The sequence below is a fragment of the Pelobacter propionicus DSM 2379 genome, from assembly GCF_000015045.1.
Lineage (GTDB): Bacteria > Desulfobacterota > Desulfuromonadia > Geobacterales > Pseudopelobacteraceae > Pseudopelobacter > Pseudopelobacter propionicus.
Genome location: NC_008609.1, coordinates 1,923,145 through 1,944,831 on the forward strand (window position 1 = coordinate 1,923,145; position 21,687 = coordinate 1,944,831).

General features: G+C 62.5%; 17 protein-coding genes and 1 tRNA gene. 4 read left to right on the forward strand and 14 right to left on the reverse strand.

What is annotated here, in order from left to right; translation table 11 throughout:
• Positions 1 to 24: 24 nt before the first annotated feature.
• From secF to PPRO_RS08975, 6 genes are all read right to left on the reverse strand, one after another.
• The gene (secF, locus tag PPRO_RS08950) at positions 25 to 948 is read right to left on the reverse strand and encodes a protein translocase subunit SecF (RefSeq protein ID WP_011735686.1); all 924 of its coding nucleotides are present in this window, start codon (positions 946 to 948) and stop codon (positions 25 to 27) included.
• 14 nt (positions 949 to 962) lie between these two features.
• Complete coding sequence (gene secD / locus PPRO_RS08955) at positions 963 to 2,555, reverse strand: protein translocase subunit SecD (RefSeq protein ID WP_011735687.1); 1,593 nt, start codon at positions 2,553 to 2,555, stop codon at positions 963 to 965.
• A gap of 79 nt (positions 2,556 to 2,634) precedes the next feature.
• Entirely contained in the window at positions 2,635 to 2,958 is a 324-nt protein-coding gene (gene yajC / locus PPRO_RS08960; RefSeq protein WP_011735688.1) for a preprotein translocase subunit YajC, read from the reverse strand.
• A 21-nt stretch (positions 2,959 to 2,979) separates the two neighbouring features.
• Positions 2,980 to 4,104, reverse strand: a complete 1,125-nt coding sequence (gene tgt, locus PPRO_RS08965; RefSeq protein WP_011735689.1) for a tRNA guanosine(34) transglycosylase Tgt — start codon at positions 4,102 to 4,104, stop codon at positions 2,980 to 2,982.
• A 100-nt stretch (positions 4,105 to 4,204) separates the two neighbouring features.
• Complete coding sequence (gene queA, locus PPRO_RS08970; RefSeq protein ID WP_011735690.1) at positions 4,205 to 5,236, reverse strand: tRNA preQ1(34) S-adenosylmethionine ribosyltransferase-isomerase QueA; 1,032 nt, start codon at positions 5,234 to 5,236, stop codon at positions 4,205 to 4,207.
• 11 nt (positions 5,237 to 5,247) lie between these two features.
• On the reverse strand, positions 5,248 to 6,399 hold the full coding sequence (locus PPRO_RS08975) for a SpoIID/LytB domain-containing protein (RefSeq protein WP_232286712.1): 1,152 nt from the start codon (positions 6,397 to 6,399) through the stop codon (positions 5,248 to 5,250).
• A 343-nt stretch (positions 6,400 to 6,742) separates the two neighbouring features.
• Between PPRO_RS08975 and PPRO_RS08980 the strand changes: the two genes are divergently transcribed.
• On the forward strand, positions 6,743 to 6,928 hold the full coding sequence (locus PPRO_RS08980; protein WP_011735692.1) for a hypothetical protein: 186 nt from the start codon (positions 6,743 to 6,745) through the stop codon (positions 6,926 to 6,928).
• A gap of 389 nt (positions 6,929 to 7,317) precedes the next feature.
• On the opposite strand, the gene PPRO_RS21645 is transcribed toward PPRO_RS08980, so the two are convergent.
• The 3 genes from PPRO_RS21645 to PPRO_RS08985 all read right to left on the reverse strand — a co-directional run bounded on the left by PPRO_RS21645 (position 7,318) and on the right by PPRO_RS08985 (position 7,885).
• Positions 7,318 to 7,440 (reverse strand): hypothetical protein, encoded by a 123-nt coding sequence (locus PPRO_RS21645; protein ID WP_269634983.1) that lies wholly within the window; start codon positions 7,438 to 7,440, stop codon positions 7,318 to 7,320.
• The gene (locus tag PPRO_RS21650) at positions 7,440 to 7,574 is read right to left on the reverse strand and encodes a hypothetical protein (protein WP_269634984.1); all 135 of its coding nucleotides are present in this window, start codon (positions 7,572 to 7,574) and stop codon (positions 7,440 to 7,442) included. The genes PPRO_RS21645 and PPRO_RS21650 overlap by 1 nt, the downstream gene beginning before the upstream one ends.
• A 237-nt stretch (positions 7,575 to 7,811) precedes the next feature.
• Positions 7,812 to 7,885: transfer RNA gene (locus tag PPRO_RS08985), tRNA-Gln, on the reverse strand.
• A 162-nt stretch (positions 7,886 to 8,047) separates the two neighbouring features.
• On the opposite strand from PPRO_RS08985, the gene PPRO_RS08990 reads away from it, so the two are divergent.
• The 3 genes from PPRO_RS08990 (at position 8,048) to PPRO_RS09000 (ending at position 10,729) form a co-directional block, all read left to right on the forward strand.
• Entirely contained in the window at positions 8,048 to 9,073 is a 1,026-nt protein-coding gene (locus PPRO_RS08990) for an energy-coupling factor ABC transporter permease (RefSeq protein WP_011735694.1), read from the forward strand.
• A 70-nt stretch (positions 9,074 to 9,143) separates the two neighbouring features.
• A complete protein-coding gene (cbiQ, locus tag PPRO_RS08995; RefSeq protein ID WP_011735695.1) occupies positions 9,144 to 9,956 on the forward strand; it encodes a cobalt ECF transporter T component CbiQ in 813 nt (270 codons plus the stop codon).
• 2 nt (positions 9,957 to 9,958) lie between these two features.
• The gene (locus tag PPRO_RS09000) at positions 9,959 to 10,729 is read left to right on the forward strand and encodes an energy-coupling factor ABC transporter ATP-binding protein (RefSeq protein ID WP_011735696.1); all 771 of its coding nucleotides are present in this window, start codon (positions 9,959 to 9,961) and stop codon (positions 10,727 to 10,729) included.
• A gap of 78 nt (positions 10,730 to 10,807) precedes the next feature.
• Here the strand turns inward: PPRO_RS09000 and PPRO_RS09005 are convergent, their stop codons facing one another.
• The 5 genes from PPRO_RS09005 to PPRO_RS09025 form a co-directional block, all read right to left on the reverse strand.
• Positions 10,808 to 11,470: a DUF1318 domain-containing protein gene (locus PPRO_RS09005; protein WP_011735697.1), complete on the reverse strand. Its 663-nt coding sequence runs from the start codon at positions 11,468 to 11,470 to the stop codon at positions 10,808 to 10,810.
• A gap of 81 nt (positions 11,471 to 11,551) precedes the next feature.
• On the reverse strand, positions 11,552 to 15,121 hold the full coding sequence (locus PPRO_RS09010; RefSeq protein WP_011735698.1) for a hypothetical protein: 3,570 nt from the start codon (positions 15,119 to 15,121) through the stop codon (positions 11,552 to 11,554).
• Between the two features lie 243 nt (positions 15,122 to 15,364).
• Complete coding sequence (locus PPRO_RS09015; protein WP_011735699.1) at positions 15,365 to 16,321, reverse strand: NAD(P)-dependent oxidoreductase; 957 nt, start codon at positions 16,319 to 16,321, stop codon at positions 15,365 to 15,367.
• A gap of 250 nt (positions 16,322 to 16,571) precedes the next feature.
• Complete coding sequence (locus tag PPRO_RS09020) at positions 16,572 to 19,361, reverse strand: DUF6519 domain-containing protein (RefSeq protein WP_011735700.1); 2,790 nt, start codon at positions 19,359 to 19,361, stop codon at positions 16,572 to 16,574.
• An 8-nt stretch (positions 19,362 to 19,369) separates the two neighbouring features.
• Entirely contained in the window at positions 19,370 to 21,670 is a 2,301-nt protein-coding gene (locus PPRO_RS09025; RefSeq protein ID WP_011735701.1) for a hypothetical protein, read from the reverse strand.
• Between the last annotated feature and the right edge of the window lie 17 nt (positions 21,671 to 21,687).

Sequence of the window (21,687 nt, forward strand, 5' to 3'; positions counted from 1 at the left end):
GCCGCAAGCACGGAAAACGGATCATCAGGCCGTTGCCGCTGCCTTCTTCCGCAGGGCGCGCTCTTCCAGCAGCACCACGATCGGACTGGCCACGAACACCGACGAATAGGCACCCACGACGATCCCCACCAAGAGGGCCAGGGAGAAGTCGTGGATCACCTCGCCGCCGAAGAGAAACAGCGAGGCCGATGCCAGAAACGTGGTCAGGGCTGTGATGATGCTGCGGGAGAGCACCTCGTTGATGCTGCGGTTGAAGAGGGGGGGCAGCGCCTCCTTGAGATGTTTGTGCATGTTCTCGCGGATGCGGTCAAACACCACCACCGTATCGGTGAGGGAGTAGCCGGCGATGGTCAGCACGGCGGTGACGAACAGCAGGTTGATCTCCCGGTCCAGGATGTAGAAGACCGCGAACATGGCCAGGCAGTCGTGTATCGTGGCCAGGGTGGCGGCGATGCCGAACTTGAAGTCAAAGCGCCAGGCTATGTAGAGGATGATGCCCAGGAGCGCGATGGCCACGGCAACCAGGGTGTCCTTGCGCAGCTTGTCGCCGATGGAAGGCCCGATCTCGGTGGAACTCTCCACTGTAAAGATGTTGTCGGGATGGGCTTTCCTGAACGCGGCCTGTACGGCATCGGCCGCCTTTCCCAGGCTGATGGATGTATTCCTGTCGATCTTGATCAACAGTTTGTTGCCGTCCCTGATCTCCTGCAGGTCGGCCTTGGGGATGCCGTTTTTGTGCAGCGCCGCACGGGCCTTTGCGATGTCCATCGGCTTGCTGAATTTCAGCTGCATGGCGGTGCCGCCGGAGAAGTCGATCCCCATGTTGGCGGTACCGCGGGCGATGGAGATGATGCCCATGATCCCGACCAGGGAGATGATGATCGAAATGGCAAAAGAGAGCTTCTTTTTGCCCATGAAGTCTATGTTGGTCTTGCCCAGAAATTCCATGCTCGCCGTTCCCCCTATATGCTCATTTTCTTGACGGTTCCCCTGTACAGGAACAGGTCGAAGATCACCTTGGTGCCGATCAGCGAGGTGAACAGGTTGATGATGACCCCCAGGCTTAAGGAAACCGCGAAGCCCTTCACCGGACCGGTGCCGAACTGGAACAGTACCGCCGCGGTGATCAGGGTGGTGACGTGGGAGTCCATGATGGTCAGGAAGGCCTTGTCATAGCCGGCGTCCAGGGCCGATTTGGGCGACTTGCCCAGCCTGAGCTCCTCGCGGATGCGCTCGAAGATGATCACGTTGGCGTCCACCGACATGCCGATCAGGAGCACAATGGCGGCGATGCCGGGCAGGGTCAGTGTGGCGCCCAGGGCCGCCAGGGCGCCCATCAGGTAGAGCACGTTCATCACCATGCCCAGGTTTGCCACCATGCCGGACAGCTTGTAGTACAGCCCCATGAAGACCACCACCACCAGAATTCCGATCAGGCCGGCCATCAGCCCCTTGGTGATGGAGTCCTGCCCCAGGGAGGGTCCGACGGTCTCGTTCTGGATGATCTTCACCGGTGCAGGCAGGGCGCCGGCCCTGAGCACGATGGCCAGGTCGGCGGCGGTCTTCTCGGTGAAGTTGCCCGAGATCTGGGCGCTGCCGCCGGAGATGCGTTCGCGGATCACCGGGGCCGAGTAGACGTTGTTGTCCAGTACGATGGCGAAGCGCTTGCCCACGTTGGCGGCGGTGACCTGGTCGAACAGCTTGGACCCCAGGGAGTTGAACTCGATGGCCACGTAGGGCTGGTTGAACTGGGAGTCGATGCGCACCTGGGCATCGGTGAGCAGGTCGCCGGTGATCATCGCCTTCTTCTGCAGCACATAGGGTACTTCGCTTACGGCGCCGGTATCCGGATCAACCTCTTTTTCCTTCATGATTTCGGCGTCATCGGGCAGGGAGATGGAGCCCGGCGGGATGTCCTCCCGCACCAGCTTGAACTCCAGACGGGCGGTCTTGCCGATCAGGTCGATGGCCCGCTGGGGGTCCTTGATGCCGGGGAGCTGCACCACGATGTGATCGACCCCCTCGCGCTGGATGACCGGCTCGGAGACGCCGAACTGGTCGATCCTGTTGCGGATGGTCTCCAGGGCCTGGGCCACCGCCTTGTCCTTGCGATCCTTGGCCGCCTCGTCGGTGATGCTCAGGTTTAAAGCCACGAAACCGCCGTCATCGTACAGCGGGCTCTGCTGGTAGCCGGGATACTTGTCCTTGAGCATCTTCTGCACCGCTGCGGCGGTATCCTTCTCGTACAGGAGCAGGGTCACCCTATTCCAATCGGTGCGGCTGATGCGCTTGAAGTGCAGGTTCTTGTTGTTCAGGGTATCTTCCAGGTCGGTGGCTACGATATCCAGCGACCCCTCCACCGCCTTCTGGGTATCCACCTCCAGCACCAGGTGAGTCCCCCCCTGCAGGTCGAGCCCCAGATGGATCTTGTCCTTGGGAAGCAGCCCGGTCCACCAGGAGGGGAGTTGCGTCACCAGCGTTGGAGTCAGGTAGAGAAGCGATACCAGGGCGAAGATAACTATCAGGCTTATGCGCCAGCCGGTTTCTTTAGGCATGAAGCTCGGTCTCCCTTCGGTTGTGCGGTCGGGTCGAGGGTATCGGGGGATATCTTCTTCCGCTTCCTGTCACGGGATTTTACTTGTTGTTGATTGCGGCGATATAGGATTTGGTGATCTTTATGATGACGCCGGTGGCAATCTCCAGGCCGACGATGCCGTCCTCCACCGAGGCGACCTTGCCGTGCACGCCGCCGGCGGTGACTACCTGATCACCTTTCTTGATGCTCTCCAGGAGGGCGCGGTGCTCCTTGGCCTTCTTCTGCTGGGGGCGGATCAGCAGGAAGTAGAAGATGGCGAACATGAGCGCCAGGGTAATGAACTGCTGAAACGCGCCAGCTGCACCGCCGGCTCCCGTTGCCCCGCCCGGCGGGCCCGACATGGCAAATGCTAATCCTAACATAGAACAAACCTCCTTAACTTACTAAATTTTATGATGTATCTGCTGCTTTGCGTAAAACTCGCGGCGGAATCCCGCCAGGTTGTCGTTTTTGATCGCCTCGCGCATCTGGCGCATCAGGTCGAGGAAATAGTACAGGTTGTGATAGGTGTTCAGGTTCGAGGCCAGGATTTCGCCCGCCCGGTAGAGGTGCCGCAGATAGGCGCGGGAGTAGTTCCTGCAGACGTGGCAGCCGCACTCCGGGTCCAGCGGTCCGGAATCCTCTTCAAAGATCTTGGCCTTGATGTTGATCCGCCCCTGGCTGGTGAAGAGCATGCCGTTGCGGGCGTTGCGGGTCGGCATGACGCAATCGAACATGTCGTAGCCGTGCCAGACCGCCTCCACCAGGTCCTGGGGGGCGCCGATGCCCATGATGTAGCGGGGATGGTCCTGTGGCATCAGCGGGGCGCAGGCCTCCATGACGCCGTACATCTGTTCTTTTTCCTCACCCACCGAGAGGCCGCCCAAAGCATAGCCGTCAAAGCCGATCTCAAAGATCTGCTCCAGGCTGCGGGCACGCAGGTCGTAATGCATTCCCCCCTGAATGATGCCGAACAACTGCTGTCCCTCACGCCGGTGGGCCTGTTTGCAGCGCCTTGCCCAGCGGGTGGTCATCTCCAGGGAGCGGCTGACGTAGTCGTACTCCGCCGTGGCCGGGGGGCACTCGTCGAAGCACATGATGATATCCGCACCCAACGCCTCCTGGATCCCTATGGACAGTTCCGGGGTCAGGAAGTGATAGGAACCGTCCAGATGGGACTGGAACCTGACCCCTTCCTCGCTGATCTTGCGCAACTCCCCCAGGCTGAAGACCTGGAATCCGCCGCTGTCGGTCAGGATCGGGCGGTGCCAGTTCATGAAGGAGTGCAACCCGCCCAACTGCTCCACCAGTCGGTGCCCCGGACGGAGGTAGAGGTGGTAGGTGTTGGAGAGGATGATCTGGGCGTTGACCGCCAGCAGATCATCGGGAGTCATGGCCTTGACGGTGGCGTTGGTACCCACCGGCATGAAGATGGGGGTCTCAATGGCGCCGTGCAGGGTATTCAGGCTGCCAAGCCGCGCCCCGCAGGAGGCATCCCGGTGAAGGAGTGTGAAAAGAGAAGTCGACAATAAGCACCCGTGGAAGACAATGGTACAGCTTTATTTACGTCACAAGATCTATAGACTGGTTGGAGACACGTTCTCCCCCTTTTCATCACAGGGGGGGTCATTATTCGATAAACATGGCGTCGCCGTAGCTGTAGAAGCGGTAGCCCAGCCTGGCCGCCTCGTGGTAGGCATGGAAAACGTACTCTTTGCCGGCGAAGGCGGACACCAGCATGATCAGGGTCGATTCGGGCAGATGGAAGTTGGTCACCAGCGCATCCACCACCCTGAACCGATAGCCGGGGTAGATGAAGATGTCCGCATCGCCCGAACCGGGGCAGAGGCCCCCTTTTTCGTCGGCCGCGTACTCCAGGGTGCGGGCCGAGGTGGTCCCCACCGCCACTACCCGCCCGCCGCGCTGCTTTGTCTCTGCTATGGCCTGGCAGGTTTCCGCGGAGATATGGTAGCGCTCGCTGTGGATGCGGTGATCCTGAACCCGTTCCACCCGCAGCGGCTGGAAGGTCCCCGGCCCGGTGTGCAGGGTCAGGCAGGCCGTGGCCACGCCCCGCTCTGCCAACCGCTCCAGCAGCTCGGGGGTGAAGTGCAGGCCGGCGGTGGGTGCGGCAACGGCGCCGGCGCTCCTGGCAAAGACCGTCTGGTAGCGCAGCTGATCCCCGCTCTCCGCGGGCCGTTGCAGGTAGGGAGGTAGCGGCATCTCACCTTCCCGCTCCAGCCAGACGGAAAACGGTTCCGCTCCCTGGAACTCCAACAACCACCCTTCCGGCTCCAGACGTTCCACAACCAGGGCGGTCATTGCGCCGGCCAGGGTAATCAGCTGCCCCGGACGCATCCCCTTGGATGAGCGCATCAGGCAACTCCAGCGCTCTGCCTGCGTCTCTTGCCGGCGCACCAGGAAGATCTCCACCCTGCCGCCGGTGGCCTTGCGGCCAAAGAGGCGGGCCGGAATCACCCTGGTATCGTTCAGCACCAGCAGGTCACCCGGCCGGAGATGGTCGGCGATGTCCCTGAACAGGCCGTGGCCGATGGTACCGCTTTCGCGATTCAGCAGCATCAGGCGGGAGCCGTCCCGTTCCGGCGCGGGGTAACGGGCGATCAGCTCCTCGGGGAGATGATAGTCGAACTCTTTAACAAGCATGGGGCACCGCTTCAACGGATATCAAAGAACTGTTCAAGCACTGTTCCGGGGTAGTAGTAAGTGAGTATCTCGGTATAGGAAAAGCCGGCCAGCGCGCGCTGTTTGGCGCCCCACTGGCAGAGCCCCACTCCGTGTCCATTGCCCAGGCCCGAGAAGTGGGCGGCTCCATCTTTGACCCTGACGGAGAAATTGGTGCTCTTGATCACGCCATAGCCCAGGACCTTGCGGAACTGGTCTCCGGTCAGGGTCAGGTCGCCGCCAGTGGAGACGATGGTCACCTGCTTCAGCCTGCCGCGGCTGTTGAGGGGGCCGGGGCGGATATCGTTCACGGCCGCGACCCTGAAACCGGCGGCGCGCAACCGTTCCTCGATCTGTGCCAGTTCCAGCTTCTGGGTCCAGACGCTGGAGGGATTGCCCTGGCAGTATTCACAGCTCACCCCTCTCAGGTACGGCAGGGACATGCCCCATACGTTCTCGGAGGCCTCTGTCTTTCCTCCGCAGTTGGAGTGGTAGAAAGCCTGGATGACCGACCCGTTATGGGTCAGCACCTGGCCGCTGGTCTCGCTTACCGCTCGCCTGGCCCGGCTGTCCTCGATCAGGCTGCCGTTGTATACCTGATCCAAAACCGACGATTCAAGGTGGTAAGGAGTGTTCATGCGCAGCTTCCTGCGGTAGAGGGCATAGGTTCTGGCAATCACCGCCTGGGCCTTAACCGCTTCCATGGGCCAGGCCGACGATATCTCGCAGTTGATCAGTCCGACAAGGTAGTCTTCCAGGGGAAGTTCGTTGACGATCAGGATGCCCCTGTCGGAAGAAACGACATCGGCCATGCCGCGGTACGGCTTGCCGTTGACCAGCAGGCTGCCGGCACCGGCAAAACTCAGACGCCGGTAGATGACGCCGTCGATGGTCAGCCCGTTATCGCCCGGCCTGATGGTTACCGGTGGCGCAAGGGGTACGGCATCGCCGTTTTCCCGCCTGGCCAGTAGGCCATCGCCATCCACCACCACGCTGGCCGCGTTTTTGACGATGGCGATACGTATGGTTTCAGCGGGGATGTCGACGGCGCTCCCCGGACCGGTCGCCGGAAGCAGGAGGCAAAACGCCAGTAAAAGAGTAACGGATATGCGTATGAGTAGTGATCGCAAAACGTAGTGATACAAACACAGATACGGGCATCCTGTCAATTTTTTTGATGGATGGGTTGTTGGCCGTAACAGAGCCGTATCACTACCCATACTCGCCGTCGGGATGTGCTTCGCCACCGCTGCCACGGCAAAACCACATTGACGAACATGCTGTGCAGAGGATACGTCAGCAATGACGCTTGACGCAACTGGTGTCAGCACCGCTCTTTCTCCCGTTTCCAGCGCTCCGCCATGTCACGCATAATGGCGCCGCAGCGCTTGCGCTGACCGCATTTGACGCAAGCGGATTGTGTTTTTCGTGAACTATGGGATAATAGTCTTGAATCTCGTAACTACCCGGAATATGGAGGTGTGCACGATGGCTGTTCAGACCGATGAAAGGCTGGCCAAGCGAATCGAGGAGCTGGCCGGGGAAGCCGAAATCATGTTAGAGGAAGACGGCAGCAGAAAAGATCTAAAGGAAAAACGGGGGGCCATGAAACAGAGCCTGTATGACGGCTCTAAAAAGCTGAAACACACCATCCCGAAGGGGAAACACGTCTAGTCCGGACACTTGAGAACCAGCTGCATTGAATTTGTTGCCCACCAAAATCGGAAACCACCTGTTCGTATACCTGTCGTTGATGGGCCATCCTGCGCTTCTGCCGGAGGATGGCCCATCAACAGCGCCTCATGTGCCAATTAAAATCGTCGCGATCCCTTTTTACACCTCAAATACGCTTTCCACACATGCTGTGGATAACTGGCTCCTTGCTGTGAATCCACTCCCGAAATGCCTCATTTCATCGGCTAGTTCGCTTGCATTGCATAACAAACAGGCACGGCCTCGCAACTATCCGGAATGCCGTGTCAACAGCTGATTCTGTTTATGGTTGATCGTGTGATGCGCTTCCCATCACAAAGGTGATTCTCCATCAACTCCCCAACATGCTCTTAATCTTCTTGATCGTCTCCTGATTCTTCTGTAAGCCACTGATATTTTTTCCATGTCGCTGATTGTAGTCCCCAGTTGGGCTGCGGTCCAAGGGTGTCCCCACTGCCGGCGGCTTTTTTCATCAGTTCCCCCCCCTCAGTTCGTTCAACCCGGCGTCGGCATTGTTCTGGTGCACCGTGCCGCACAGGTAACCGGCGGCAAAAGAGATGGTAATCACTCCGACGCGCACTGTGTACAGCAAAGATCTCCGTGTCATGGTGTCAACGCCATATTGCGCATACACCGCAAATCGATGCGTTGCATTGCGAAAAGCTCAGGAGTCTTTTGAAGAGAGTTGTTCTTGGATACGGTTTGTTGAGCGGGGAACTGGTTCCCCTTTTCTTTGGGACTGAAAATTAACGGGGTGGGAATTAGATGGGAAGATAGAAAACAGCTTATGCTTCGGCAAACAAAAAGGGAGTTACGACCATTGTCATAACTCCCTATTATTATTTGGCTGGGGTACCAGGATTCGAACCTAGAGTGACGGAGTCAGAGTCCGTTGCCTTACCATTTGGCGATACCCCAATGAATGGACGCTTTATATAGCAAATGGTGATGTTCGCGTCAAGCACTTTTGAGAAACCGGGGCGGAAAACCCGTGCGGACAATCCATTGACATACTTTTTTCAAAAGAGTATACAGTGATGCTACAAAATCAATATCAGTGACACGGGAGTGAAACACACTATGCACATGGCGGACGCACTCATCTCACCAACGGTCGGGGCAACCATGTGGACGGCATCGGCTGCAATGATCGCCTACTGCTCCACCAAGGTCCGCGGCGAACGTGACGAACGCAAGGTCCCGCTCATGGGTGTGCTGGGAGCATTTCTGTTCGCCGCCCAGATGATCAACTTCACCATCCCCGCCACCGGTTCCAGCGGGCATATCGGCGGCGGTCTGCTGCTGGCAATCTTGCTGGGGCCCCATGCAGCGTTTCTCATCATCGCCTCGGTGCTGGTGGTTCAGGCGCTGTTCTTTGCTGACGGCGGCCTCTTGGCTCTGGGATGCAACATCTTCAACCTGGGCTTTTTCCCGGCATTCGTGGCCTACCCCCTGATTCACCGGGTCATCGCCGGCGCCAACCCGGGGCGTCTGCGCCTGTCGCTGGCCACAATCATCGCCGCCGTTGCCGGCCTGCAGATGGGGGCGATGGGGGTTGTGCTGGAAACCGTCTCCTCCGGCATCTCATCGCTCCCCTTTTCCACCTTTGTCAGCCTGATGCTTCCCATCCATCTGGCAATCGGCCTGGTGGAGGGCTTTGTCACTGCCGCGGTTGTCGCCTTCGTGGCATCTGCCCGGCCCGACATCGTCCAGAACGCCTTCCCGGCGCGGCCCCTTGCCCAGCCATCCCTGCGCCCCCTCCTGCTGGCCTTTCTGGTCGCGGCCGTGGTGACCGGCGGTGTTGTCTCCTGGTTCGCCTCGTCGCAACCCGACGGCCTGGAGTGGTCCATTGCACGGGTGACCGGCCAGGAAGAACTAAGCGCGCCCGCGGCGGGCCTGCACGGAAGACTGGCCGCGCTGCAGGAGAAGATCGCCCTTCTGCCCGGTTACGCATTCAGCGGACAGGATGAGTCGACAGCAGCGGCAATCCAACGGGATGAGCGGATCGGCACCTCTCTGTCCGGCATCGTCGGCGGCCTGGCAACCCTGTCGCTGGTTGCAGGCATCGCCCTGCTGCTCAAGAGACGATCTCTGCCCGCCAAATGAGCTGCCCCCCATCTGTTCAGCGGTCAGAGAGGGAGAGCGGTTACAGCTCTCCCTCTTTTCGTGAGGATCCATGAGCAGGCTATCCATCGAGAACGCCCTGACCGATTTCAGGCGACTGGACCTGCTTGCCCTTGGAGACACTCCCATCCACCGTCTGGATGCGCGGGCCAAGGTTCTGGCCACGCTGGCGTTCGTCACCACGGTCATGTCCTTCGACCGCTATCAGATCTCCGCCCTGCTCCCCTTTTTCATCTTCCCGCTCTGCCTGGTGATCCTTGGGAACATTCCCGCCGGATATCTGCTCAAGAGAATCGCCCTGGTGATCCCCTTCGCCGTTATGGTGGGGCTGTTCAACCCGTTTCTGGACAGCCGGGCCATGGTCCGGCTTGGTCCACTTGCCATCAGCGGTGGCTGGATATCCTGCGCATCCATCCTGATCCGGGCCGTGCTGACCGCCGGTGCCGCGCTGATTTTGGTGAGCGTGACCGGTTTTTCCGCCATCTGCCACGCCCTGAATCGCATGGGAGTGCCCCAGGCGTTTACCATGCAACTGCTCTTCCTGCACCGCTACCTGTTCGTGCTGATCGAGGAGGCCAAGCAGGTTTCCCGGGCACGGCAACTGCGCTCCTTCGGCAGCAGGGGGCTCGGCATCCGCAACAGCGGCCCGATCCTGGGCAACCTGCTGCTGCGTACCTGGGAGCGTGCCGAACGGATACACCTGGCGATGCTGGCACGCGGATTCAGCGGCGATTTTCACACCCGCAGGGAGTCCCGCTTCGGCGGCTGGGAACTGATCTTTATCCTTGGGTGGACCATACTCTTCATTATTCTGCGCGTCTGGAACATCTCCGCTGTTCTGGGACGCCTGCTGACCGGGACGTGAATATGAACAGCAGCATTGTAGCCGTGGAACAGCTCTCCTACCACCATCCGGACGGGACCAGGGCGCTGGAGAATGTGTCGTTTACCATCACACAGGGCGAGGCGGCGGCGATCATCGGTGCCAACGGAGCGGGAAAGTCAACCCTGCTGTTGCACCTGAACGGCTGCCTCCTGCCTGTGTCGGGAGGGGTCAGGATCAACGGCCAGCCGGTCAGCAGTGCGGTTCTGCCCCAAATCAGGCGCAGCGTGGGCATGACCTTCCAGAACGCCGACGACCAGCTGTTCATGCCCACGGTGGCCGATGACGTGGCTTTCGGCCCCCAGAACATGGGCCTTGGCCCGGAGGAGGTTGAGCGGCGCGTGAAGTCCGCGCTCTCTGCCGTGAATGCCCTGCATTTGCGCGCACGGCCTCCCTACCGTCTGTCGGGCGGGGAGAAGCGCCGTGTGGCCCTGGCCACGATCATCGCCATGGAGCCGGACATCATCGTACTGGACGAGCCGACCACCGGCCTGGATTCCTTCGGCAGGCGCACGCTGATCACCATCCTGAAGAACTTCCAGCACACCAGAATCATCGCCACCCATGACCTGAATCTCGTCTCAGAACTGTGCCTGCGGGTGATCCTGCTCCATGAGGGGAGAATCGCCGCCGATGGCCCTACCGCCGACATACTTGGCAACGCGGAACTGTTGGAGCGCTGCCGACTGGAGCCCCCCTCCGGTAACTGCCCGCACTGCGGAAAAAACTACAGCGGGCTTCAGGGTCGTCCCTGAAGCCCGCTGTAGTACGTGCTTGAGATACATCAGCCCCCTTTGTTTTCAAAGGGGTTTTTCAGCGCCCATTCCCCGGCGCTACTTCTGGAGCCAGCGTCCGTTCTGCAGCTGCATCCACCACCCCGCCTTGGCCGCCTCGCGCCTTGTTTCGGCATAGGTAGCAGCTGCCTTGCCCATCACCTGGTTCAGGGCCGCCTTCGATTCCTCTGTCTTGTTGAGCTTGAGTATGGACTTGGCCATGCTGCTGATCACCGTCTTGCGGTCCTGGTTCTCCTGGCTGATCAGCGCCTCGTCGGCCGGCGTGAGTTTGCTCTTGTCGCGCGCCACCACCAGCCCCTGGCTGGAGAGCCCCACTGCCGCGCTGTCGAACAGGCTGGATATCTTCGACTGTCTCTTGCTCATGGCGTCGTAGGCCTTGACCACCTCCGGCATTCCGGCCATCTCCACCGCCAGTTCATCCCCCACGTTGTCCGCGGCATGGGCCGTAGCACACAGGCCCAGGGAGGGGAGCTCGTTGAACAGGCCGCTCTGGGGCTTGGCCTCGGGCTGCACCGCTTCGGCGCCAGGTTGTTTCTCCGTTGCCGGCTGTGTTCCGTTCTCCTTCAGCAGCATGTCATCCAGGGATTTGTAGGCCTCCTTGACCGCTTTCTCGGGAAAATAGACATTGACGGTTATGATCGCGCAGGCGGCCAGGAATGTGCACAGCCCGGCCAGCAACCATTTGAACAGTCTCGATTTCATGGGTTCCTCCACAGGTATGAATTTGTGCCAACCATAGCATAACCGTACCACAAAAAACAGGGCATGAACGTAACGGGATCATCACTCATCCCAGGTGAACTCCGGCTCGGCCGCTGCCGGTTGTTGTTCTTCCTTGGTTCCCGCCGTTCCCGCGGCAGCCTTGCCGCGGGACGCCGCCTGCCTGATGGAGTTGAACAGGTGGTCGAGGGCGATACGGTTCTGGCTGGGGGCGATGGTCACGCTCAGGTCGCGGACCCCGAAGATGTTGGTATGGGAGATGTCCAGGGTCTCGAAGGTCAGGTAGCCCCCTTCAAGATCGGCGGCAATCTCAGCTTGGTCGAAGGGGCGGTCGTTGCGGAAGAAGAAGCCGCTCAGATTCTTCCCGGACAGTTTCTGCAGAAAGACCCTGCTGACCAGCATCTTCTCGCCGTTCCCCTCCCGCGCCCAGAGCTCGCTGAACCCCACCAGTCCCGCCACCCCCCTGCCGACGTTTCCCAGGCTGACGAGGCCGTCCACGCGACCGGAGATGTAGTCCTTGATGGCCGGGATGCTGGCGCAGAGCAGCTTCAGGCTGAGGCCGTTGATCAGCAGATCGGCCCGGTAGCTGATCCCATCCCTCAGCATGATTGACCCGGTGCCGAGCAGCGCTCCCTCGTAGAGCGACGAACGCAGGGAAGTGATCCTGGTAACCCCGTCCGCCGCGCTAACCGTGAGCCTGGTCTCCCCCAGGCTCAACGGGCCGAAGCTGACGCCGCCGACGGTGACGACCTGGCCGTCAGCGGCCGTGGCTCTGAGCTTCTCCATAATCCGCGGGTACTGCTGGCGGCTGAACGTGGCAGATTTCCCCGTCTCCGCCGAAGTTGTGCCGGACAGGTCCAGGGAAAAGGGGAGCGTGCCGCTGATATCCGCCACCCTGATGTTCTGCGAGGGCAGATCCAGTAGCAGTTTCTCCATCCGCAGGGAACCCTCCAGCAGCTTGCTGTCCCCCCGCAGGATCAGCTGTCCGTGGGAGGCAAGGGAGCCCTCCACGCTGGCCTCCTGGATCAGGCGGGGGAGCATGTTCACAAAGGGATCGATGATGTCGGTACAGGGGGTGGCGGGAAGGTCGAAGCTGATGCGCCCCTCCCGGCGGGATGACAGGGGGGTGGCAATATCCGCCGTTGCCGAGATCATGACCCCTGATCCGACCGTGGCGCGGGCGGTGGTGACACGCAGTCTGTCCCGGGACAGACTGCCGGACAGCTGATAACCGGCATTGGAGAAGAGGGTCTTCTTGCCATCGCTGGTGGCTATGTCTTTCCCCGCGCTTTCGAAACGGAAGGTCAGCCCGTCAGCCCTGGAATATCCGCCAGCGCAGGTTCCATCCAGGGTTCCGGCACTCAAAATCCCAATGCCCTTCTTGGGAAGCAGGTTGCCGATCATGGCCATCTGTCCTTTCCTGATCCCCAGCCGGAAAGCCCCCCCCCGATCCAGCGCAAAGGGATCGAGGCTCAGGCTGCCGTCCAGCGTGCCACCCAGCAGCGTGCCGCCCAGGTCGCCCCGCGCGCCCGAGCGTGACAGGGCGAGGTGCAGCCTGGGGGATCCCACTTGCTTCCCCTGCCAGGAGATGTATCCCGCACCGAGTTCCCCTTCCCCCTCCAGCCACCTGGCGGAGGAAACGGATACCAGGTTGGCCCGCACTGTGGCGGAAAAACCGTCCAGAACGGCATCCCCCTGACGGATGACGCCACCGGAGATCTTGGCTGAGAGTGGATAGCGCATTGTTTTGCCACTGGCCTCCCTGGCGGGGAGTTTCATCGCGGCACGAGCGATGGTGAGGGTTGTGCCATCCGTGCGGAGCGTCGCGTCGCGCAATCGCAGGGTTGCGTCGGACACGTCATAGGCGAAACTGCCATCACCCTTCCTGCCATCCAGCCCCATGCCGCTCAGCCGGCCTGTTCCGCTGACACCGAAGCCCCCCCTGTTCCTGACCAGGCGGGCATCCAACAGGCCGTCAGCCAGGGCAAAGTCGTGGGTTGTACGCGTCCCGCGCAGGTTGGAAAGCCTCGCCGTTGCCCTGGCGCTAAAGTCACCCACCCCTCTACCGGTGGCGTACAGGGAAAGGGAGCCGCGGCCTGACGCCACCCTCAAGCCGAGGGTTTCAGCCAGGGGAGCGATGCGGGCCAGGGAGGGGGCGATCACGCGCAGGCTGGCGCTCAGTGGGGTGGCCGCGGCCGGCTCCAGCCCCATCCTCCCGCTGACCGAGAGCCCCATGATGCTGGCCGTCAACTCCGGAATATGCACGCTGGACAGCCTGAACCTGTTGCTGAGGATAATCCGGAAAGGCGCCTCCAGGGTTTCCAGCAGGGATCCGACGTCCCTACCCCGGCGGGAGATGAACCGTCCCCTGACCTCGTAACCGGAGACGACGCGGGAAAGGGAGAGCGGTGTGGATACTCCGCCGAACAGGAGTCTGGAGTCCCGCCGCAGGGATGCGTCACGCAGCAGGAATGTCCCCGATGCCGCGCTTACCCCCCCACTGGCGTTGCCGGCCAGGTGGATGTTATTGCCGGCGATGGTGCCGGCCAGGAACGTTCGCCCCTGCTCCCCTTCCGGCAGCAGGAAGCCCAACCGGGCCAGGTCCAACCGCGCTATGTCCAGATCGACGCTGAAGCGTTGTGCCGACCGCACCTCCTCCATGGTGGCGCTGGCACGGGCGACCAGGCGGTCGTTGAGGGTGAGGGTGAGCGACTTCAGCCGGGCCTGATCCTGGGTGGTGTCGTAGCTGGCAATGAACTCCAGCTTTCCGTTCAGGGGGCGGATCGTCGGATGCTGTTTCGTGACCAGTGCCAGGGGAAGCTGGCGTACGTCCAGACTGCCCCGCAGCCTCAAGCGTCCGGCATGCATAAGGACGTTCATGCGCAGGGCGGCCCTGGTTTTTTTCAGCAATGAGGCATCCTTCACAGCGAACATACCGGCCAGGGCGGCCGGGGAGATCGCGGGGGCAGATAGGTTCAGATCCAGCTCCGGCTCGTTTCCGGGGCGGAGCTTTCCAATAAGGGTATAACGATTGCGACCCGGATCCTGGAAGGATAGTTGGATACGGGCGTCACTGGTCCCTTTGGTCGTCAGTTCGGTGAGCAACAGGTTCAGCCCCCGCACCCCCTGACCGTCGATTGTCAGGGCGCCGTCCCTGACAACAAAGCGCCGGACGAGCAGTTCCGCTCCGGACGGTTTCCGGGTGCCAAGAAGCCGCTGCAAACGGGAGAAGTTCCATACACCGGTGCTGTTCCTGCGCAGATCCACCCTAAGCCCGGAAAGCGACAGCAACCGCAGGCTCCGCCTCCCCCGCAGCAGTTCCCCCCAGTCTGGTGCGACGGTGATACGCTCCACCCGGCAAAGGTTACCGGGTGGAGCATCGGGCGGATTGGCCAGCGTGACAGCTGTCAGGGAGAGTACGTCTCCGTCGGTGCGCAGCGTCGCCACGCGCACCGTCTGGTGCAGGTAGTCAGTCAGTATGGCCGAGAGCAGTCGTGGCGCGTGGGAACTGTTCAGATAGATCTTCAAGGCAAGTACGGCAACAGCTGCCAGGCAGAGCAACAGCATGAAGCCGCGCAGCAGAAGCGTGCGCAGGTATCCTGGTCTTCGTTGTGTCGTTTCCGTTTCAGCCATGTCCGTCCTCTTGGATCATCTGAATGTAAACCGGAACCAATGGTTTGACAATATGAAGTCACAATCAAAGGCGTCAGACAGGTTTCCATCTGGCAGGGGGCTTGAAGCCAGGGTCCGGGAATGGATGGCGGATCATCCGCCTGCGGGGGGGTGACGCTGCCGGGCGCGGCAACGAAAAGGGGGGAAGCCCGCTGTGCTGCAAGGCTTCCCCCCTGGTTACCACACTATCATGCGCCGTTCTGTTCAATTCACGATATTGATCGCAGCGTCTTTGATGAAGGCATCGATGTTGGCGGCGGTCAGTCCGATCAGTCGCTGCCTGGTCTCCAGGCGTTTCCAGCCGATGTGCGGGGTCAGGATCACGTTTTCCAGGGAGTAGAGCGGGTCGCCCGGCTCGGGAGGTTCCTGCTCCTGCACGTCCAGTCCGGCGCCGGCGATGGTTCCCCTGGTCAGGGCCTGGCTCAGGGCCGGTTCGTGGATCAGCGGGCCGCGGGAGGTGTTGATGATGAAGGCGGTGGGCTTCATCATTTCCAGCCGCTCGGCGTTGATCACATGCCGGGTGGCGTCGTTCAGGGGGCAGTGTAGGGAGACGAAGTCGCTGGTGGCCAGCAGTTCCTCCAGGGAGACGAAACGCAGATCGGGGTCCAGCTCCGGTCGGGGGGTGCGGCTATGGACGATGATCTTCATTCCCAGGGTGCGGGCGATGGCGATTACCCGGCGCCCGATCTCACCGAAGCCGATCACCCCCAGGGTTTTCCCGTTCAGTTCAAAGTGGGGCAGCTGCAGGCTCTTCTGGAAATTGTCCAGGTTGCCCCGGCGCAGCATGGTCTGCTGCTGCACCAGGGAGGCGCTCAGGTTGAGCATGAAGGTGATGGCCAGCTGGGCCACCGCGTCGGTGCTGTAGCTGGGCACGTTGCAGACGCCGATCCCCCGGGAGCGGGCCGCGGCGATGTCGATGTTGTTGTAGCCGGTGCCGGCCTCGCAGATCAGTTTGACCGATGCCGGGAAACAGTGGATCAGCTCCCTGCCCAGGGGCAGTTCCTTGGTGATGACGATGGTCTGCCCTTCCACGCGGGAGGGGATCTCCTCGTCGCTGCTGTTGTCATATCTGGTGAATGCCGTCAGATCGGACAAGGGAGAGAAATCGAGCTTGCCGTCGAAATCGAGCCTGGCCGCGTTGAGAAATACCGTACTGTTCATGGAGCCCTCCCTGCCGGAGCCTGCCACCATCTCCGGTGCATACCGCAAAAAATAAACGGCCCACCGATTGGCGGGCCGTCCCTTACCCCACGACTCGAAGCAGTCCACGCAAATGAAAACACATCTCCGATATAATCGGTTGCCGATCCCATCCACGCATTGTACATCACCACATAGCGGGGTATTAACTGTTGGCGAAACTATACGTCAACATCCGCCAAAACTCAAGCGGGTTTCGAAAAAAACTGACCTAGCTCTGGAGCAGAATCTCTCCGTCGTGGTAGTTGTCGCGTTCGCTCCTCACGGCGCCCTGGGGCTCCCTTCCCCGCTGAGCCCGGCGCAGGGAGGTGGAGTAGCCGGTGATGTGGTTCCCCTGGATGCTGACCATCTCCCCCAGGAAACCGAAGACGCGGATGCCGTCCACCGGCAGGTGCCCCAGGCCTGCCGGGCGTTCCAGGGAAAGGTGGTTGTCGGCGATGGTTACGCTGGCGGCATTGCCCACGAAAATAGCGTGGCGTTCCAGGGGGCCGCCGGCGGCCAGCAGGGTATGGATCTCGTTCTGCCGTACGATCACCCGACCGGCGCGGTCAGCCCCCTTGCCGGTACGGTTGGGTCCTGCATGGCTGACCCCCACATGGACCCCCTGCACCGCGTTTCTGATAACGGTGGACTCGACGATCACCTGGCCCGCCTCCCTGCCGGCCACCACCACCCCCTGGCCGATGACGGCCCGGGCGGCCGAATCGATGGCGTTCAGCCATTCCCCCAGGGCAGCGTTGGCGTTGCGGGCCCGCGTCGACCCCAGAACTCGGCGCAGGCGGCGCATGATGTGGATGCGCAGGAACCCCTCCTGGCCGGGCTGCCCATCCTGGGTGACACGGAAGCCGGGGATCCTCTTGTCGCTTTCCACCGCCTCCTTCAGGTACGTCCTGAACGCGGTGTCGATCCAGCACTGCACGACCTGGCCATCCCTCACCTTGATCTTGTAGCGGAAGCCATCCGCCAGGGGAGGCTCCCCCTCCTTGACCAGCAGCAGCGCCGACTGGGCCAGGTTATCGCGGAACCTGCGGCTGGCCAGGGCCTTGCCAACGCGCTCCACGGTGGTGCCGGCGGGGAGGATGCGGCTGTGGCGCAGCACGACCTGGCTGGTGTTCAGCAGAAGCAGGCCGGTCTGCAAGTGGCCAACGTAGATGTCGCACGTGTCGATCGTCACGCGGCAGCTGCGGGCCGAGTGAGAGCCCGGGGTGTTCATGACCCGCAGGCAGGCCACCCGTCGCTCCCGTCCCCCCTTGCAGCGCAGCGCCACGCGGGAGAGGTACACCTGGCGCGTCTCTTCGCAGCACACCGTGCCGAAGAGGCCGTCAGCCGACACATTGCCGCCGAGACAGTACAGGTCGCGCAGATCCACGGCATCGCAGTTTTTGAACAGCAGCAGGGTGTTCAGCCCAATGCCGTGGATGCGCGAGGCAGGACCGGCGCCGTTCAGGCGCAGCCTGCCCCGGTTGACCACCACCACCGTCGTCTCCAGGGGATACTGCCCCGCGGGAAAACAGATCACCGCGTCCCCCTTCTCCGGTATGCGTTCGAAGATCCGCTCCCAGCCCTGCCCCGGTGTGGCCACCAGATCAACGCAGCAGCGCGTCTGGCTGGTCAGGGGACGGAAGGAGGGGCGGCAGTCGAGTATTCTGGCGCCACCGCCGGGAAGCCACTTCACCAGCGCCAGGGGGGCGCGGTAGCGCCGGATGCCGTTGGGACGGGCACCCTCCCCCCTGGTGAACGACCAGGGGGTAACCACGTCGGGTGCGGAGGGGCGGGCGGCTATGATCCAGTAGTCCCCGGCCCGGGGGGGGGCCTGGAAGCTGACCGCAAGGCCGCTCTGCCCCAGATTCCCGGAGGCCAGCGGCATCAGCGCGGGCGATGTCAGGTCCTCGCCGCGATTCCAGATGCGCAGATACACGAAGCGTTCCTGATCCACGCCATTGACGATGCTGGGGGTATAAAAGTTCCCTTTATCCGTGCGGTTCTCCCAGCGGCTGTCGAAACCGGCCGCTGGCGCCGTCGTGATGGTGAATTCCTGGCTGTCCGGTTCATAGCTTGATGCCACCCTGCTGAAATGACCGCCGATCTCCGCCACCCGCTCCCCGTTGGGGAGGGCCGCTCCCCAGGGCAGCAGCTCCACCACCTGCCCCTTGAGCGGCCAGTGCACGGCATCTTTCGGTTGGGTGAGCAGCCTCAGCCTGACCCGCGAGCCTCCCTCGCTCATCAGCACGGCGCGGTAGAGCGGCGCCGCATTGTCAAAGCCCCAGGTGAAGTGGGTGGCGCTGACCGCCTGAACGCGGATGGCCTGATTCTCGGCTCCCAGGTAACCGCCGGACAGTCCGGGAGAGCAGAGGCTTGCGCTGGACGACGGTTCCGTAAACGTCACTTTCAGGCGGCTTTGTGGCACGAGCTCCATGTCTTCGGCCATGCTCCCCAGCTGGGACCAGCTCAGGCAGGCCCTGTGCCAGGCCTCGCCGCAGTCGCCGCTGCCCACGTCGGGCATGATTCTGACCCGCTGCATGGTGCGGATGCGGGTGCTGGTGTCCGGCCCGCCCAGGGCCACCTCGAACAGCTCCCGGTCCTCCACTGCGCTTACCGGTTGCTGCCAGGCCTCGATCCAGATCAGATCCACGCGGGATTTCCCGCCCTGGGGAGGGAGGGGAGCGTCGGCACCGGGTTCGAAGTCGAGCCAGTTCTTCTGCTGATGGAACTGTTCGTCGCCGGGAAGCTCCAGGCGCAGCCCCCCCAGCTCCAGGCTGCCGGCGCTCAGGTCGAAGGTCACCCTCCCCTGGAAGGTGCCCAGGTTGGCGGGGAGGAAGCCGCTGTCGCATGAACCGTAGGGGCCGATGGTCTCCAGCCGGGTGCGGCGCAGTGCCTCGGCATCCAGGCGCGCGGCCTCGTTGAAGTCATCGTCGGTCAGTACCCTTCCCTGCTGCATGCGCACGCCGGCATACTGTTTTCTGAAATCGGTCGCGTCCCGCGACAGGTCGATAGTTGACATGGGCTCTCCTAGTTTTCCCTGATCAGATTGGGCAAACGCCCGAAGGGCGTGAATTCACGGATCTTGGTTTGCAGGCTGTCCAGTCTGGCCGGTTCGTTTTCCCGGCAGAAGGCACCCATCTCTGAGCCGTTGGACGCCCCCCGGCTGATGCCGACGGGGGCCGTGTCCGACAGTCGCAGGTAGTGGGGGTCTCCGAAGCGGCGTGAGGCGAACAGCCCCCCCCCGTCGCCGAGCAGCTGCGAACGATAGGGGTGCGGCACCGTGGAGCCGGCTGGTCGGGCACAGAAACGGAAACAACCGTTCTGGCTGTCGCTGGCGTGAACCAGTCCCGCCACCAGCGTATCCTCGGCATGGATGCGCTCCACGTTGATGGCCGTTTCCGAGAGAGAGGGGGCCAGCAGCGTGGAACGCTGGATGCAGAGATGGGTCGTGGCCAGATCTATGGCAACGCTTCCCGGGGTGCGGCTGTGGATGATGGAGTCCCGGACGATCAGTCGGCTGACAGCGGCATCGCTCCCCTGCAGGCGGATGCCGGCAAGGATGCTGTTCTCGATCAGCAGTTCCTCCACGAAGCAGTCGATCACCAACGTCACCGCGGGAAGCGTTCCGCCATTGGCATCGATTCCACCGGGGTCGAGGGTGCAGTAGCGCAGGGTAGCCCGCTCGAAGTTGGCATCGGTTCCCATTCCCTGCAGCACAACCGAACGGGGGACGCTGCGGGTGCCGATCCAGAGCCCGTCCAGGGTCAGTTCCGCGTTATTTGTCCCCGCCCCCAGGCGCCAGAAGTTGTTCAGGCGCAGGTAGGGGCGCTCCCCCTCGGCGGCCCGCACCTGGCAGCGCACCAATGCCGGCTGATCGGGCGGGTTCACGTAGCTGGCGCTGTCCTGGATGAGTACCGCGCCATCAGCCGGCGTGCCGTCTCCAAACGCCCCGCTGTTCCATAACAGTGACGGCGCCGAATCATCCGGTTCGCGGCCGAGCGCGCCGGCGCCGACGGAAGCGGGCACGACCTGGTGGTAGCGCACCCGCAGGGAGGCGAAGCTGTTCCCCCCCCTGTTGACCAGGAAGCGCCCCTTCTCCGGCTGCACCACCCACTCCACGCCAGCGGGAGGGGCGTCCGACCAGTCGTCCAGATTGGCGCTGCAGCTGCGGTGGCGGGGGATCATGGGCGGTCTTTCCACGCTGGTGAAGGAGAGCCCCAGGCTGGCTGCGCCCATGGTCGTGTCGCCCGTTTCATCGGGCAGCAGCGCGGCGCTGCCGCACTCCTCCACCAGGCCGTGCAGCAGCAGGCCGGCAAAAAGCGACTCCTGGGTCAGGATGGGGGCGCTGGGCAGGCCGGTCAGCAGCCGGCGCAGGCTGGCCGCATCGGCGAAAAGTTCCCCCTCCAGGCGCCGCAGGTCGTTGGCGACGGCAAGGCGCTGGTCACGGCTGGGGATGGGCGCCCCTTGTCTGCTCTCGTCCATGATCCAGGCCCGCACTCGCTGGTCCATGCGATAGCGCGCATCGCCCAGCAGGGAGCAGGAGATGGGGAGCGGCAGGGACCACTCCCGGATCGTGCCCCCCTCCCCGCCCGTACGGGTGGCGTCGCCGGGGGAAAAGAGCGCCAGGTCGCGGCCGCTGGGATCAAAGGTAAAGCCCTGGAAAGCGCCGGCAAGGCGCTTCATGCGGCGGGGCTGAACGCCGCGGAACTCCACCACCCCCAGGCGGTACAGGTGGAAGCTCAGCTTGGCGATGCCGCGTCTCCCGGTCTCGCCGTTCGGACGGCGCATGTCCGGTGTGTAGTTGAATTCGTCAAAGGGACCTCCGCCCAGCAGTGCCGAGCGGGACGAACGCAGGTCAGCGAGCCCTCCCTCGGGGGTGCCGGTCAGCCTCCCCTGGAGAGCCGTCCCATCCAGGCCATGGCGCATGCGGGCCAGCCGCCCCATCTCTTCGATCACCGTCCCCTGCCAGCCCGCGATATCGGCGATGAGCTGCTCCAGCACCGACAGGGTCCCGGCGCGGCGGCGGTAGTAGATGGTCTTGGCCACATCGGCCCGCCTGGCACGCGGATTCTGGGCCGACACCAGCCGCGTGCCCACCAGCTGGGCGATGTAGGGGACAGCCCAGTCGCTGGCCAGCTCCACAAAGGCGTCGTCCCACAGGCGGTCCTGGCTCCGTTTGAGCAGGGCGGCCTGGTCGGCCAGGGATTCGATGAAGGCGCGCAGGGCGCCCCCCCCTTCCGACTGGTCCAGGTCGCGGTAATGGGCCGGCAGCCACTCCCACAATTTTTCGGCAAAGTATTCCGGATAGTTGTCACGCGCCGTGGTCATGGCGTCCCCCTCAAATG